This window comes from Sphingobacterium detergens, from assembly GCF_003610355.1.
GTDB classification, from domain to species: domain Bacteria; phylum Bacteroidota; class Bacteroidia; order Sphingobacteriales; family Sphingobacteriaceae; genus Sphingobacterium; species Sphingobacterium detergens.
This window is the reverse complement of sequence record NZ_RAPY01000002.1, coordinates 413840-429219: the sequence shown is the minus strand read 5'-3', so window position 1 is coordinate 429219 and position 15380 is coordinate 413840. Positions and strand designations below refer to the sequence as shown.

At 38.1% G+C, this 15380-nt stretch carries 12 protein-coding genes; 5 read left to right on the top strand and 7 right to left on the bottom strand.

Going from position 1 to position 15380, the window contains the following annotated elements; translation table 11 throughout:
• Positions 1-81: 81 nt before the first annotated feature.
• Together DFQ12_RS13820 and DFQ12_RS13815 are read right to left on the bottom strand one after the other, a co-directional pair.
• Positions 82-1278, bottom strand: a complete 1197-nt coding sequence (locus DFQ12_RS13820; RefSeq protein ID WP_120259644.1) for a FecR family protein — start codon at positions 1276-1278, stop codon at positions 82-84.
• A gap of 60 nt (positions 1279-1338) precedes the next feature.
• Positions 1339-1959 (bottom strand): RNA polymerase sigma factor, encoded by a 621-nt coding sequence (locus tag DFQ12_RS13815; RefSeq protein ID WP_120259643.1) that lies wholly within the window; start codon positions 1957-1959, stop codon positions 1339-1341.
• 202 nt (positions 1960-2161) lie between these two features.
• Between DFQ12_RS13815 and DFQ12_RS13810 the strand changes: the two genes are divergently transcribed.
• The 5 genes from DFQ12_RS13810 to DFQ12_RS13790 all read left to right on the top strand — a co-directional run bounded on the left by DFQ12_RS13810 (position 2162) and on the right by DFQ12_RS13790 (position 5888).
• Positions 2162-2629: a DinB family protein gene (locus DFQ12_RS13810; protein WP_120259642.1), complete on the top strand. Its 468-nt coding sequence runs from the start codon at positions 2162-2164 to the stop codon at positions 2627-2629.
• Positions 2630-2696: 67 nt separating this feature from the next.
• Positions 2697-3263 (top strand): Crp/Fnr family transcriptional regulator, encoded by a 567-nt coding sequence (locus DFQ12_RS13805; RefSeq protein ID WP_120259641.1) that lies wholly within the window; start codon positions 2697-2699, stop codon positions 3261-3263.
• 59 nt (positions 3264-3322) lie between these two features.
• Positions 3323-3904, top strand: a complete 582-nt coding sequence (locus tag DFQ12_RS13800; RefSeq protein ID WP_120259640.1) for an NAD(P)H-dependent oxidoreductase — start codon at positions 3323-3325, stop codon at positions 3902-3904.
• Between the two features lie 129 nt (positions 3905-4033).
• Positions 4034-5308, top strand: a complete 1275-nt coding sequence (locus DFQ12_RS13795; RefSeq protein WP_120259639.1) for an adenylosuccinate synthase — start codon at positions 4034-4036, stop codon at positions 5306-5308.
• Between the two features lie 10 nt (positions 5309-5318).
• A complete protein-coding gene (locus DFQ12_RS13790) occupies positions 5319-5888 on the top strand; it encodes a Crp/Fnr family transcriptional regulator (RefSeq protein ID WP_120259638.1) in 570 nt (189 codons plus the stop codon).
• A gap of 5 nt (positions 5889-5893) precedes the next feature.
• Here DFQ12_RS13790 and DFQ12_RS13785 read toward each other — a convergent pair whose 3' ends face one another.
• From DFQ12_RS13785 to DFQ12_RS13765, 5 genes are all read right to left on the bottom strand, one after another.
• Positions 5894-6673, bottom strand: coding sequence for a hypothetical protein (locus DFQ12_RS13785; RefSeq protein WP_120259637.1), 780 nt, complete (start codon positions 6671-6673; stop codon positions 5894-5896).
• Between the two features lie 33 nt (positions 6674-6706).
• A complete protein-coding gene (locus tag DFQ12_RS13780; RefSeq protein WP_120259636.1) occupies positions 6707-8821 on the bottom strand; it encodes a WG repeat-containing protein in 2115 nt (704 codons plus the stop codon).
• A 114-nt stretch (positions 8822-8935) separates the two neighbouring features.
• Positions 8936-10171 (bottom strand): porin, encoded by a 1236-nt coding sequence (locus tag DFQ12_RS13775; protein WP_120259635.1) that lies wholly within the window; start codon positions 10169-10171, stop codon positions 8936-8938.
• 395 nt (positions 10172-10566) lie between these two features.
• Complete coding sequence (locus DFQ12_RS13770) at positions 10567-11985, bottom strand: RagB/SusD family nutrient uptake outer membrane protein (protein ID WP_120259634.1); 1419 nt, start codon at positions 11983-11985, stop codon at positions 10567-10569.
• Between the two features lie 11 nt (positions 11986-11996).
• Positions 11997-15179 (bottom strand): SusC/RagA family TonB-linked outer membrane protein, encoded by a 3183-nt coding sequence (locus DFQ12_RS13765; RefSeq protein ID WP_120259633.1) that lies wholly within the window; start codon positions 15177-15179, stop codon positions 11997-11999.
• Between the last annotated feature and the right edge of the window lie 201 nt (positions 15180-15380).

Below are 15380 nucleotides of genomic sequence, written 5' to 3'. Positions count from 1 at the left end.
ATCGATAAGCTTAACACATTGACCAAGGGTGTTACCAGCACCTTTGGTTGTTTTTATTTAGCTTATCGTAGATTAGATAGGTCAATCTATCACAATAAGCCTCCTTCCATTTAGTGTTAATTTTACCTTCCCAGTTGTCTGTAACATGTCCATGATGGTGGAGAGCGGTTGGGACCGTGATACCATACCATCAAATTTGAGTTTATTGAGCCGCTGTGGACACTCCACATCCACATTGTACCACCTTGAAATCTTACGTAGTAAACTACCCAATTCTTCACCTTTGAATACAAAGTCCCCCGCTATCCATGCGACGTCCTGAGAAATATCAGTATCATCGATACGCAACCGCTCACTTAATAATGCTCTTTGTCCCGGTTTCAATAGGACAGATTCATTTATTTTTAAAGAAGTCACACGTACGCTTCCCTCCAGCAGTGTTGTAGTGGTATAGGGTTCATCCTGATAGGCATTGACATTGAAATGAGTTCCGAGTACTTCTATTTTCTGTTCTGCCGTTTCCACATAGAAAGGGATTCGTTTCTTATCCGTTCCCCTTTCCATCTTTGCTACCTCAAAATAAATTTCGCCCGTCATACGCACACTTCGCGCATCATTTGCAAACTTCAATGGATAAGTCAACGTGGAATTTGCATTCAGAAAAGCCTTCGATCCGTCAGGCAAAACCACTTGATATTGATTACCTCTGTTGGTAGTTATTTTATTGACCGCCGCAGTTGCAGCACCATCCTGTTCTACCGCTTTGTAAACCAACTCACCGTTTTTGTTCTTCTGAATCTCCACCCCACCTTGAAGCGCAACAACACTCCCATTGCGAATGTCAGTTAAGGAAATTACCGAACCATCTTTTAAAGTCAACAGTGCAGCATCTTGTCCTGGAGAACCAATATGTTGGACAATTTCTGTTGTTTCTTTAGGGGCTTGTTGTCGAAATAAAAACAGTGAAACAGCACCTACAGCAAGTACTGCGGCAGCAATTTTAAACCAGAAGGTTTTACCAATTTCTTTAAAACGGTTCTGGTTAGAATGCTTTTTTATCTGCTGTTGTAAACGGAAGTAATTTGCCTGAACGGATACCTCTCCGGCATAATATCCCATCGCCAAAATAGTCTCCTTTAGCTCCGCAATGGATTGTTGATGTTCTGGATATTTTTGCAGCCATTTTTCCCATTTCTCGATATCCTCTTTCTCTGTTCTCCTGCAATAGTTGACAAAAGATTCATCTTGCAATAAGGCCTGTAAATTAAGTTCGTCCATTCCGCTCTGATTGTAATTTATCCAATAGAGCGAGGGACATCATTTTTTCACTACTTATTTTTAAGAAAAAATCAATAAAAATGAAGAAAGTAAGCCTACGGCTACTTTAAGGAAGATTTCTTGTTCACTAGACAGATTATTTTTGATCTTTTCCAGCGATTTATAGATCGTATTGTAAATGGTATGAATAGAAACTTGATTGGCGTCCGCAATTTCCTGATAAGAGAGGTCAAGAAAAAAACGTTGATAAATTACCAAACGTTGCTTCGTTCCCAATTGCTCTAGATGTTCCTGAACCAATTGTGCGACAGTATTTGTTGTTGCGGTACGAATATACTGCTCTTCGACAGATTGATGGATAGCTGGATCATGTACTTCTTCCGAAAAATCCAAATCCGTCAGTTGAAGCGTTTCTTTACGAAAGAGCTTTCGAAAGAATACCGTAATAATATAATTATGATGATTGCGTATTTGTCGATTGCCATTCTTTTTCTCCCAAAGATGTAAAAACACATCATTGACACTATCCTGAATACGCTGCATGGACATTTTCTTTTTCAGTCCCAAGTAAGAAAGATAATGGTAATAATGTTTGTATAAGGTATAAAAGGATTCCTCACATTCATCTTCTACAAATTGATCCCAAACATTTCTTAAATCTTTTCCGGTTAGTGCAAACATGATATATTGGTAACAATGACTTTGCACAAAAAAACAAAAGTCTTATTAACAAGAGATTAACCCAAGATGAAGAATAAGAAAATTGTATGTAAATTAGAATTATAAAAACGATATAAACCTTACGATACTAACATTACTTTAAAAAATCTAATTTTTTATCAAAAACAAAGGAATACTAATCAATAGAAAATTTTAACAGGAAATGGAAAAGCAGCTATTTATTGCAAGCAGAGTTAGAGAAGTTTTATTAAATGGTCATTGGATTGCAAATACCAACTACCAAGAACAACTAGCAGATATCAGTTGGGAACAGGCTATCCTCAAGATCAACAATTTGAATACGATTGCCACACTCACCTATCACATCAATTATTACTTAAAGGGATTGCTTGCCGCATTTGAAACGGGAAAGCTGGAAATTAATGATAAATACAGTTTTGATTTACCCGAAATAACCAGTAAGACAGATTGGGATGAACTCCGGCATGATTTTATCAGAAATGCTGAGCGCTTTGCAGATAAAATCGAGCAATTTGATACAGAAATTTTTAGCCAGCCTTTTTTTGATGAGAAATATGGTTCCTATTTGAGAAATATGGAGGGCGTGATTGAGCATAGTTATTATCATTTGGGACAAATCGTATTGATCAAGAAAATAATCACACAATGAGAAAGGGAGGTGGATCCTAGCAGATTTATTTTGTATTACTAAAGCAATTTATCTAAGTTTGATCCCTATGTTAGCAGCTTACTTTCGGTCTTTAGGCCTCTTCAATCCGGAAGAAATTACCGAGATTGTTCAGCTTTTTGAATTCAGAAGGCTGAACAAAAATGACTATTTTGTCAAGGAGAATCAACCCTGTAACGAGGTAGCCTTCATCGCATCCGGAATCTTTCGTTCGTATTATACAACCTCAAGTGCCGAAGACGTTACCTATTGTTTCAGATTTCCCAATAGTTTGATCGCTGCCTACTCCTCTTTTATTACAGGTGGACCAAGTGTTGAAACCATGCAGGCCCTCAGCCCCGCCGAACTCTGGGTTATCAAAAAAAGTGCTATTGACAAACTTGCCGTCGAAAGTCTAGTATGGACAAAATATCTTAAAATGATTGCTGAACAGCAATACCTGGAACTTGAAAAACGTATCTTTCAATTGCAGAAAGAAACTGCTTTGCAACGCTATACGGTCTTGCTCCGAGATCAGCCCGAATTTGTACAACAAATACCATTGCAGTATTTAGCGTCCTACCTGGGCATCACACAACGGCATTTAAGCCGGATCCGCAGTGAAATTACTTTTTAGACATTTGTCCTATAATTCAAGTACCAGCACCTCTACTTTTGTGTTATCAGAAGAATAACATGAAGAAGAAAATACTTATCATCAACGGTCACCCCAATAGGGAATCCTTCAATTTTGGCATTGCTGCAACATATCAAGATGGTGCCGAAGAATCTGGAGCGGAAGTTCGATCGATTAATATTGCAGATTTGAATTTTAATCCCAATCTCCAATTTGGATACCAGAAGCGAACAGAACTCGAACCAGATCTCCTGCAAGCCTGGGAAGATATTCTATGGGCCGAACATTTAGTTTGGGTACATCCCGTTTGGTGGGGCGGCCTCCCTGCTATTATGAAAGGTTTTATCGATAGACTCTTTCTACCTGGCTTTGCTTTCCAGTACCGTGAAAACTCGCTTTTTTGGGACAAATTACTCAAAGGAAAATCGGCAAGGATAATAACAACTCTGGACCAACCCGGTTGGTATTATGCCCTGGTCTATGGTAGACCGAGTGTAAATCAACTCAAAAGATCTACCCTACTATTTTGTGGTATATCACCAGTAAAAGTCACTTACATCGGAATTATAAAGACTTCGGATACAACAAAGCGGAATAAATGGTTATATAAAATCAAACAGCTCGGACAGAAACTAGGTTAAAACTGATCTGGCTCCCCTTAGATCGATGTTTCAGGGAATAAACACCATCGTTTGCTTTTTTGTCAAATGGCAATTGTCCCTTTCCTACTTTGCACTAATTTTGATCCGTAAATTCAAAACAACAGTACTATGGATATTTTAATCGGACTCCAGTGGGGAGATGAAGGAAAAGGAAAGATCATTGATCTGATCAGCCGTGATTATGACATTATTGCCCGGTTTAATGGCGGGGCAAACGCTGGGCATAGTATTTACCATAATGGCAAACGGATCACCCTCAAATTACTTCCTTCAGGAATCTTTTATCCCCATATCAAAAATATTATTGGTACTGGTGTAGTGATCGATCCTCTGGCACTCCAAGCGGAGGTGAAATTACTTCAATCCATTATTTCCGACACAGAAATAATCAATCGAATCCTAATTTCAGAGAAAGCCCATCTTGTATTGCCCACTTACAAGTACTGGGATATGTACCTGGAAGAATCGCTACAATATCGCACTATCGGAACGACTAAAAATGGTATTGCACCCACCTACTCCAATAAAATACTTCGGCAGAATGTACGCGTGGGGGATATCTTTTCCAAAGATTTCGAAACCTATGTTTTCCAAATTTTAAATAAACAATATGCCGAATTACAGGCTTTGGGTCAGGATATGCCGCCGGTACAAGAATTATATGATAATTTTCTGGAGGCCTGCAGTTTTTTTAAAAAGTTACAAATTACGGATACAGAAATCAGCATAAATGAAGCGCTTAAAAACAATAAAAAGGTACTGGCAGAAGGTGCTCAGGCCACATTATTGGACATCGATCATGGTACCTATCCTTATGTGACCTCTTCAAACACCATCGCATCCGCAGCATGTGTAGGTTTAGGCGTATCGCCTAAGCTTATCGATAAGATTTATGGTGTTACCAAAGCCTATTGTACCCGTGTTGGAAACGGCATATTTCCAACAGAAATCACAGGCTCCCTTGCCGATGAGCTGCGTGAAAAAGGTGGTGAATTTGGATCCAATACCAAACGGCCGCGAAGAGTAGGCTGGCTTGACCTACCTGCATTAAAATATGCTGTCATGTTAAACGGTGTGACCGATCTGGTACTGACAAAGGCAGATATTCTAAATGGAATGTCCGAGGTACCAATTTGTACAGCATATGAGACAGATGGTGAAACAAGAACCTTAGCTGCACCGAAATGCGTAGACAATGCCCCAAAGCCAATCTGGAAATTTTTAGACGGATGGCTTAGCCCTTTGGGTAAAATCGATCAGAAGGCACAAATTCCAAAAGAACTGAAGCTATTTATCTCCTTTTTGGAAGAAGAGTTAAATATACCCATCAAATATCTGTCTACAGGACCGCAACGAGAAGAATTGATTATCTTAGGTAATTAATATAAACAATATGGAACAGCTTTTAGCGTTTATCCGAAAATTTGGTCAGCTTGATCAGCGGGAGGAAGGTCTAATCAGGCAGGCATTCGAAAAGAAGAGCATTCCAAAAGCCAGCTATTTTGTCACCTGTGGAAAGGTTAACAACAGTATCGCCTTCGTAGAAAGTGGTGTATTTCGCTCCCTTTATTATAATCATAAAGGTGATGATTTTACACGATACTTTATTTACGAAGGCCGCTTTATCGGGGATTTCCAAAGTTTTCTGGATCGTACCCCCTCCAATGACTATATCGAATCCGTAACAGATGCACAGCTATGGAGTCTTGATATCAATAATTTCCTGTTGTTAGAAAAAGAAATCAAAATCTGGCCCTTATTGATGGCCAAGCTGTATGGGTTTGTGATTGAAAGCAAATTGAAAACAGCAAATACTATGATGAATCTTGATGCCAGGGAACGTTATCTGCTATTTCTAAAGCTCTATCCCGGACTGGCAAATCGTGTCCCCTTAACAATGCTGGCCTCCTATTTGGGGATTACAGCTTCTTCCTTAAGCCGTATCCGAAAAAATATCACGTGAGGATACTAATCATATCGGGTCATCGTTCCTCGCGAACTTGGTGAGTTATCACGGAACCACTCATCAAACTGAGGTTTAGCGATAAAGAATGTAATTTTATTTTTTGCTGAATCCTTTAATTTGTCTTTAAACAAAGTAATGATCTGTTCCTTGCTAAACGTCTCTTTCGGTTCGATAGGATTACCATCGTCATCATAGGAAGGACTATACTCCTCATTGCTCCGGTCAAAGCGCAAGGATTCTATCTCAGGAATTACAAGTTGAAATACTTTATCCTTGGTATGCCAGATCAAGCGCAATCCAGAGGAAACACCTTCCAATTCCCTCGAATTCATTGTTGCCTCAGGATTATCCAATACAATCTGATCCACTAATTTATTCACCTCATTCGCAGATACATCCTCCTGTTCGGCCATCCAGGCAAAAACTTCCTTTTCTGCCAGATCTGTTAGAAGCTCAAGTGTTTTAAATTTAAAACTACCATAATCCGCCAGATTGATGTCATTCTTATTCGAATTGACATTATATTGAACATAATAGACTGTGCTATCAGGAAGATTTTTTCGCTCAAGTACGATTTCATTTTCTTCCACATCGAGATTCACCATATCGACTTTACCCCGGAAAAGATCCTCATTACTTAGAAATTTTGCGAGATCCACATTCATATCAACCCCTTTCAATTGCAATGGGGCTTCTGCGTATGGCTTGACAGACTGTTTACAGGCAAATATGCTAAGCGATAAGATTGCAATGCCTATAGTCCCTATCTTTTTACTTTTCATCCGTTTTGATTTTTTAAGTTTCTACCTGTCTTATTAGTAGAGGTTATCAATAGAAACATGAACAACATTTCCGTCCTTGTCAAGAACAATCTCCCCCATGGTGAAATACCCTGTACCATCCTTTGAAAAGGCAACATCCAAGCGTTGAGAACCATCTGGAGAAGGAGGCAATACAATTTTTTTGAAGATACCATTGTTTTTATCGATCATGAACAACTCCTCCTTTGCAGTGCGAACCAATGCATGCCCCCTGTAGAATTCGGTAATATTACTATATTGGGGCTGAATAACAATCTTTCCGTTCAGATCAATAAAACCATAGCCATCATAGTTAGAGAAAGGAATCATGCCTTCGGCGCTCCGACTGATATCTATATATCTAAGGTCTGCGGGAAGATCAACCCGTTTATTTTGATAATTTAGCAAAAACGTCTCCCGACCTTTAGTGGCATACACCCAATTCGCAGTTTTTAATCCCTCAATTTTATCATATTCCATAGGAATAACCAGTTTTCCGATGGTATTTAAAACTCCGAATTTATGCAACTTGCTACGTACCATAAAGCTACTATCGGCGAGCATATCAACAGTACTTAATAATGGGGTCTCAATAAGATCTCCTTTTAATGTATAGAGATCAAAAGTCTCGCGTCCCCTTAACGTATATTTTGCAACAAATAACTTGCCCTGTTTTTCTATAGCCGTATATTTAAAAGGCACTATTTCCTCTTGTCCACTGCGAAGCACACCCAGATCTTCCTTTTTATTTTTAAATACGGATAAATCCGCATCAAGCTTCCGCTCAAATCGGTAACCAGCTTTGACAGGTTCCAGCTTTTTACCTTTCACATTTAAGAAATAATCAATGCTATCACTTGAGTCAAAGAAATAATCTTGACTACTACGGGTCAATTCTTTAAACCGAGGTTCAATAATGACATTACCCATGGAGTCCACAATACCATATTTCTTTGCTTCTTGATCTAAATAGGTCATATATCCATAGGAGGCAGTACGTGAAACAGGAATTCGGCGTTCTGCTTTAATTGTTTCGTTTGATTTTCCAAAATACAATAAGAATTGCTTAACAGGATAAGGGAATGAGATGGAGAGTCGCTGTTCAACAGGCCCTAGGTACTCCCCATTGGATTCAATATATTCTCTAAGCTTTTTGATAACGTCAAATACATCTGCATTTTTGTTATCGCCCAACAATACTTTGAGTTCTTTCTCAATAGCTGACTGATAGTGATTCAGCTTTTTCAAACCTTGAAACATCGCTTCAGTAAACTGAGGCTCAAAGCGGTCAAGCATGCCATCCTCTACCGCTGCGGTTTGGAATTTTTGAAACAACTGACCAGCCGACTTCGCCTGTTTCTGAATCTCTGGATGTAGTCCATAAAGTGGCATCGCCGAATAAGAATTAGACTCCACCAGTTTATCATTTGGAGTTTCTCCCCGGTGACCAAGATAGTTGTAATATAAATCCAGCGGTAGATCGAGTTCTATCCCCTGTGGACTAATCGTATCGATCGTTAAATCGTAGCCCATATATTTCACCGTTTTGGCATTTGGAGCGATTACCAAAGAGTCTAATTCATTTGGAAGTTGATATTTTATTTCCACAAGCGCCTGACTAACCGGCAAAAGGCCAACTTTGGATGAATCAAGGCGGGTATTTCCCTGGAACAGCTGTTTAAATGAGGTTGAGAGCTGTCCTGTTTCCGATATTTTATCGTCGGTAGCATCTAGCTCAAATGATGAATGTGGAATACCAAAACTTTGTACCGCTTTGAGTGTATTGGCATAGCTTTCAAATGCAGCTTTCAGTGTATCGGGATTAGGAATAACAAAGGCCTTATTTTGGATATCCATACGATTCCAGTTTACCGTATCCCAATTAACTTCCTTGGGATCACCTGAAGATAATCCCATTGAAAAGCTAAAATAAATGGTTTGATCTTTTACCTTCGCTAAGGCAGTATCAATCAATTGTACCTGCTGTTTAAAAAAGTTCGCCCGATCCTGAGGCGAAAGTTTACGGATATGAGCCAGCATCTCTGTCCGGCTATCGAATTGTCCAATGTCTTTTTTCCCTGTACAGGAAGCAAAAAACAAAAACAATAAAAATAGGAATGTTATTCTCATGCAATTTCTCTTTTCAAAACCCAAGTCATTTATTTCACCACATGATCAAATATCCTGCCTAAGTCAGAGAGTTTGCTTTATTTTTAAACATTCAATAAAATTAACCGGTACATTTTACCAGCGGTATAACAATCGGGTTGTAAAAACATTGTCTTTCAGATCGTCAGAAAAATTCTTCAAACTCGTTTTTTCATTGGTCACATGCTCATTATATACCGTAAGTTTTAATCTATTACTGATCTGATAAGCGACACCATAGCCCAATGTGCTAAATTTGACATCACCATCCGCCGTAAAATTATCAGGCATTCCTATGGTCATACCACTTGCCTTAGTATTGGGGTCATACACATCGTAAGCCAATAAAGCTGTAACACCTGTTTTTGCGATTTCTTGGGTAAGCCAAAGATAATAACCATTAAATTTCCGTTGGTATAAATCTGTAGCGGGCTGTGTCGTAAAACTTCTGCTCGCATATGGGCCTTTGATATCCGCACCTCCAGCAACGCCAGGCTGATCACCGGCTACATATTCCGTCTTAAAGCTGGATTTTCCAAAGCTATTATCCAGTTCAATCTGTAAGTTTGCACCATAGTAGTTTCGACCAATGGCTTTTCCTTCATTGTCATCACTGGTATGTGCAGTATAACCATTAGCGATCGCTGTGTAGTATGTTTTGGTGTCGTTGCGGACAGAACCTTTATAGAAGGAGCCACCAAATCCGAGCTGCAATCTTTTATCGGCAAGGCTATCGAATTTAAATCCTAGGTTACCAATCAGATCCTTTTTAGAATCGTAGTCTTTGGCGGAGTGGCCGCTTCCGTTTACCAGAGCCAAATCCAAGTTCAGGAATTTCATTTTACCTCCAGGGTGGTAGCTGACCATCCCTCCAAGGTCACGTTCACGCGGCATTAGCGTCTGGAAAACACGTGCCCGTTCAGGGAAATCACGGTAGCCAGAAGAATAAACAATAGAATATCCGAATGGTCTATTGAAAAGACCTGCTGTCAGGCTCAGGCCTTTCTGACTAGGGTGGCGTAATTGAATAAAAGCGTCCATTAACTGTACACCATCTTGTGTCGCATCGAGCTGGAATACAATACTTGAGTAAGTATCCACACGGTCAATCTTGAGGCGACCACGTCGGATCATGAAACGATTGTCTGAATTCTTAGAAAAATCACCACCGGAGAAAGAAGTTATTCCCGGCGATTGAGCCTTTTGAAACTGCGTCTGAAGGTATCCTGTGATTTTGATATCATGTGGATCATAACTTGACGGTGCATTGTTATTTTGCGCCATGGCCACTGCTGGACCGATCAGAGTTGCGAGTAAAAGTGCCTTTTTCATCTATTTAATTTATTTACAAGTGCTTAGGCTCATTGTTATAAATAAGCTCGTTTCACTCGATTTGTTTTCAGCTGTGATGAAGCTATCAGATTTGTTCATCCCCATGTGTGGCTTGAATACATCTTGATAAGTCCATTGGAATAAAATAATCTCTAATATAATGAATGAATTTTAAGCGCATTATAGGTTTTCATTAAATCGTATAAGCGCTATTCTTTCAACGCCGTAAAAATAGATTCTCAATATTAAGTTAATGTTAATAAATTGTTAGTCTATTAATTTATATACATAAAATTAATGATTTGGTAATAATAAAAGTCAATTCAAAGGCCTAGAAAACAAAATTGCCATCTCTGTTGTAAGAGATGGCAATTGTCGTTATAAAAATGAAAGTATTAATATCCCGGATTTTGTACCAAATTAGGATTTTGTTGAGTTTCTGAATATGGGAACGGGAAGATCACTTTGTTTGATCCCCAAACTTGCTCATTAAAAATTCCGTGAGCAGGGATATTTCTTCCAGTCCTTAAAAACTCATAGATACCTTGACCTTCAAAGGCCAATTCGATTCTTCTCTCCTTCAAAACAGCTGCAATTAATTCTGCTTTATTAGAAGCAGTAACTGTAGTTGAGGGATCAGAACGATGTCTAACCTGATTTACTAATGTTAAAGCTTCAACATTTGCTGTTGTCCCAGTTTCTAGATTTGCTAAAGCTTCCGCCTTAGTCAATAAAATCTCACTAAATCTCAAAATTGGAACCCAATTGCTAACACTATTATATTTAGCATTCCAAATTCCATCTTTAGTTGTAGTTAACAAATCCTTTCTTCTTGCATCATTTGTTGACATCAGGTTTTGGAATATTGGGCTTACTTGAATATCAGCTCTTCCACCAGGTGAATAATGCTGGGAAAGTGAATGGTTAGTATTCGGGTTATCGCCACCACTATGGGCTACTGAAAACATATTTTCTGTTGTAGTATAATCAGTAAAGATATCTTTAATAGCAGGTACTAGTGTATATTCGTTAGATGTTACAACTTTATTTGCATATTCTAATGCTTTTGTATAGTCTTGTTTATATAAATAAACTCGAGCTAATAAACCATTAACAGCACCCTGAGTAGCACGTCCTACATTTGAAATATTTCGGCCAGTTGCAGTCGCAGGAACTTTTGGCAAAGCAGGAAGAGCTTCATTTAGATCTTTTATAATCTGATCATAAACCTCTTTTACAGTATTCCTCGGCACCTGATTAGAAGCATCAAAAATGTTATTAGGATCAACAGCCTTTAATACTAATGCAACACCAGGATGGGAACCTTCATTTGTAAACTTATATGGTTGTGCCCAAAGATTTACAATATAGAAATAAGATAAAGCTCTAATAAATTTAGCTTCGGCAATATATTTTGCTTCATCTTCTGGAGTCGCCCTTCCCTTATATTTTTCAATATTCTTTAAAAAATAATTCGCCTCATAAATTGTCCTATAGCCCCCGACAAATCCAGCCTGAACCATCAGGTCATTTGATGTTAAATTTTCATAGTTTGGAACATTTACAAAATACGGTCCCGCACTACAGTCTATAGCACGAATATCAGCATAAATTAATGCACGCCCTCCTAAAAAATCCCTATTTTGAAGCGCATCGTACATCCCCGTGGCAGTTTTAGCAATGCGCTCGGCATTTAAAAATGCCTCTTCAGGTTCCAAGTATGAATATGGCTTCTCGAATGTTTGCTTCTGGCAAGAGGAAAATAATGATGCAAAAGCAATAGACCCTATCAATATATATTTTAATTTTAACATGTCAAAAATTATTAAAGTGAAACATTTAATCCAAATGTATAAGTCCTAGGTTGTGGTACAGCTCTATTATCCACACCAATTGCTATATTGGAATTATTTCTATTGGAGTTAACTTCTGGATCTTGCCCTTTATAACCTGTAATGAGGAATGGGTTGTATACCTGAGCAAATAATCTTAAATTCTTAATCCCAACCCTATTTAAAGTCTCACCTCCGAAGTTATAACCTAAGCTGATCGTTCTAACACGGATAAAATCACCTTTTTCCAAGAATCTATCTGAAGCTCTGTTCGCTGTATTATCAGTTAGAAATAATCGCGGTACATCTGTTTTCTGCCCTGGTGCGGTCCAACGATCTAATATCTCTGTTGTATTATTTAGAAATTGGTTTGTCAATAAAGAACTTCTTGTTGCATTATAAACATAAAAACCACCAGTATAAACGATAGAAACACCAAAATCGAATTTTTTGTAGGTAATATTATTATCTAGGCCTCCATAGTACTTAGGTAAGCCACTTTTATCAAGATAAACTGCATCATCACCAACTAAACCAGCGATTTTCTTACCATCTTGCGTCCAAGTTTGTGTATCTGGATTAAACATTTTTATGTTACCATCTTTACCATACCACATTGGATTTCCTGTTGCTTCATCAACTCCAGCCCATCGCACTAATTTATAAGTTCCTAAAGATTTACCAATACTCGCAACAGAATTTCCATCAATAATATCTGTATTTGCTGTTACTAAAGACTTGACTTTATTACTGATTGCTGTAAAATTGAACGAAGTATTCCAGGTAAAGTCCCCCCGTTCCATTGTCTTCATATTGAATGTGAATTCTATACCCTTATTTGTCATTGCGCCAATATTGGTAAAAACAGCACCTGGCGATCCAAGTACCGTTGACGGTACACCTGTGGTATAGAGCGGTTCCGCCTTCAATACAAGACCTGAGATATTGTTGTAGAAATAGTCAATTACGAAATTGAACCTATTATTAACAATGTTAAAATCCAAACCGATATCATACTTGTCTGAAGTTTCCCATTTCAAATTCGGGTTTCCAATTTGATATGAGGAAAAACCATTTAAAGAAGCATAAGCTCCCCCTTGATATAAATCCCTTGAAGCATAGGATCCAATTCCTCTAGAATTACCTACTCGACCGTAACTCGCTCTAAGTTTCAAATAAGAAAGCCAATCATATTGCTTGATAAAATCTTCCTCAGAGGCAACCCAGCCAAGTGAAGCAGAAGGGAAATACCCCCATTTTGAGTTGGCTCCAAATGCCGAAAACGCATCAGTTCTGAATGCTAGATCTACCAGATACTTATTCTTATAGCCATATCCAACTCTTGAAAAATAAGATTCCAATCCATTGGAAAATAAGCTACCACCTGATGCTAACAAAATATCACCTGTTCTAGGATCTGTGCCAGTATAGGTATTGTCTAAGATATCTGTAAAATAAACATCGCCGACATTATTTGCACTTGCATACACATTTTTTTCTTTGGTAAACTGATATTCAGTTCCCAACGTCACAGAAAGACGATGATCTTCTGCAAATGTTTTATCATAGTTTGCGTAGTTCTGCCAAACCCACTGATTACGGTTCCTAAAGTTATCCTGAATTAAGGCATTATAGGCAGTTCCCAATCCTCCAATATTTGGATGACTATATTGATGTTCATAGTTATTCAAGTAGTCAATACCAAATTTACTTGTAATTTTTAGGCCAGCAATAGGTTGAACCTCGAGATAACCATTAGCTAAAATCTGTTCTGGAGTATTTTGGTTCAGTTGCGCCATTAATGTTGCTACAGGATTTGCTACGTTCCCTATTAAGGCTACATTTGTCCCATTCGCAACCAAGCTAGAAACATTATTTCCATTACCGAGATACCCATTCGCACCCAAATTATAACCAATTATATTATTAGGATTACGAATCGCAACAATAGGCGAAGCATTAAGCGCTGCTACAGTAGCACCAGCTATGTATCGATCTGTTAAGATACCATCATTCGCCGTTTTTGAATATGACAACGATACCCCTGCTTTCAACCATTTAACTGGCTTAATATCACCATTTATTCTAACTTGGCCAGACTTGAGCTGGTTTTTTAAGATAATACCTTTTTGGTCTAGGTATCTAGCTGAAGCATAAAAATTTCCCTTATCATTTCCTGAACTCAAGGACAATGAGTTATCGTAACCGACTCCAGTGCGATAGACTTCATCCAGCCAATTTGTACGGTCATTGACTCCATCTCCGTCGACATCACTTTCTTTTGCAATAATATTTACTCCACCAAATTTAGAGGCTGCATTCCTTGCTTTTTCATTATTGATTTCAATATATTGATCACCATTTAGTAAATTCAATAATTTAGAGGCTTTACTCGAGGTAATCTTTGATTCAAAACTAATACTTGAAACACCATTTTTACCTCTTTTTGTAGTAATCAAGATAACACCATTTGCCGCTCTTGAACCATATAATACCGCAGCAGCTGCATCCTTTAATACCTCAATTGATTCAATGTCATTGCTGTTAATCATTGCCATTGGGTTAAAACGAGTACCATCACCACTATTAAATGTATTAACATTTTCAACAGCATTCATTGGAACACCATCAATAACATATAAAGGTAATGAACTAGAGGAAATTGAGTTCACTCCTCGGATACGCACAGACATACCATCACCTAAAGTACCCCCTGTCGAACCAATTTGTACACCTGCCATTTTACCAGACATAGCTTGTTCAAAACTTAAAGTCGGTTCAGCAGCGATTTTATCCCCTTTAATAGAACCTTGTGAACCAGTCAAATCTTTGATTTGTCTTTGACCATAACCAGTCACGACAACCTCTTCCAATTCTCTATTAGAATCATCCAAGGTCACATTAAAGGCAGACTGTCCTTCCTTAACGATTATTGTTTTATCTGCAAATCCTACCGAACGGAATACAATTACTTTACCTGTTGGCACAGATAATGAATAATTACCATTTGAATCTGTTTGAGTAGCTGTGCTCGATCCTTGTACTGCGATTGTAACACCCGCCAATGGCTTGCCATCAGCACCGGTTACACGACCACTTACTTTCTTCTCTTGCGCGAACGCTACTGAAGTCAGGATCATACTACCCACGAAAAAACTGAGTAATTTGTGTTTCATATGTTTACGTTTATTTAAATTAATATATTTACTTAGCAATGAAGAAAGACACTTTGGTTAGTTTTTTACTTTCCAATAATTTAAGTGTGATTTCTAGTTAGTCTCATATTGTTAATCATTGGGCGGCCCTAATGTTAAAAATATGTCAAACAAATATTAAAATATATTTTCACATTTGCAATGCATACATAATATTTTTAG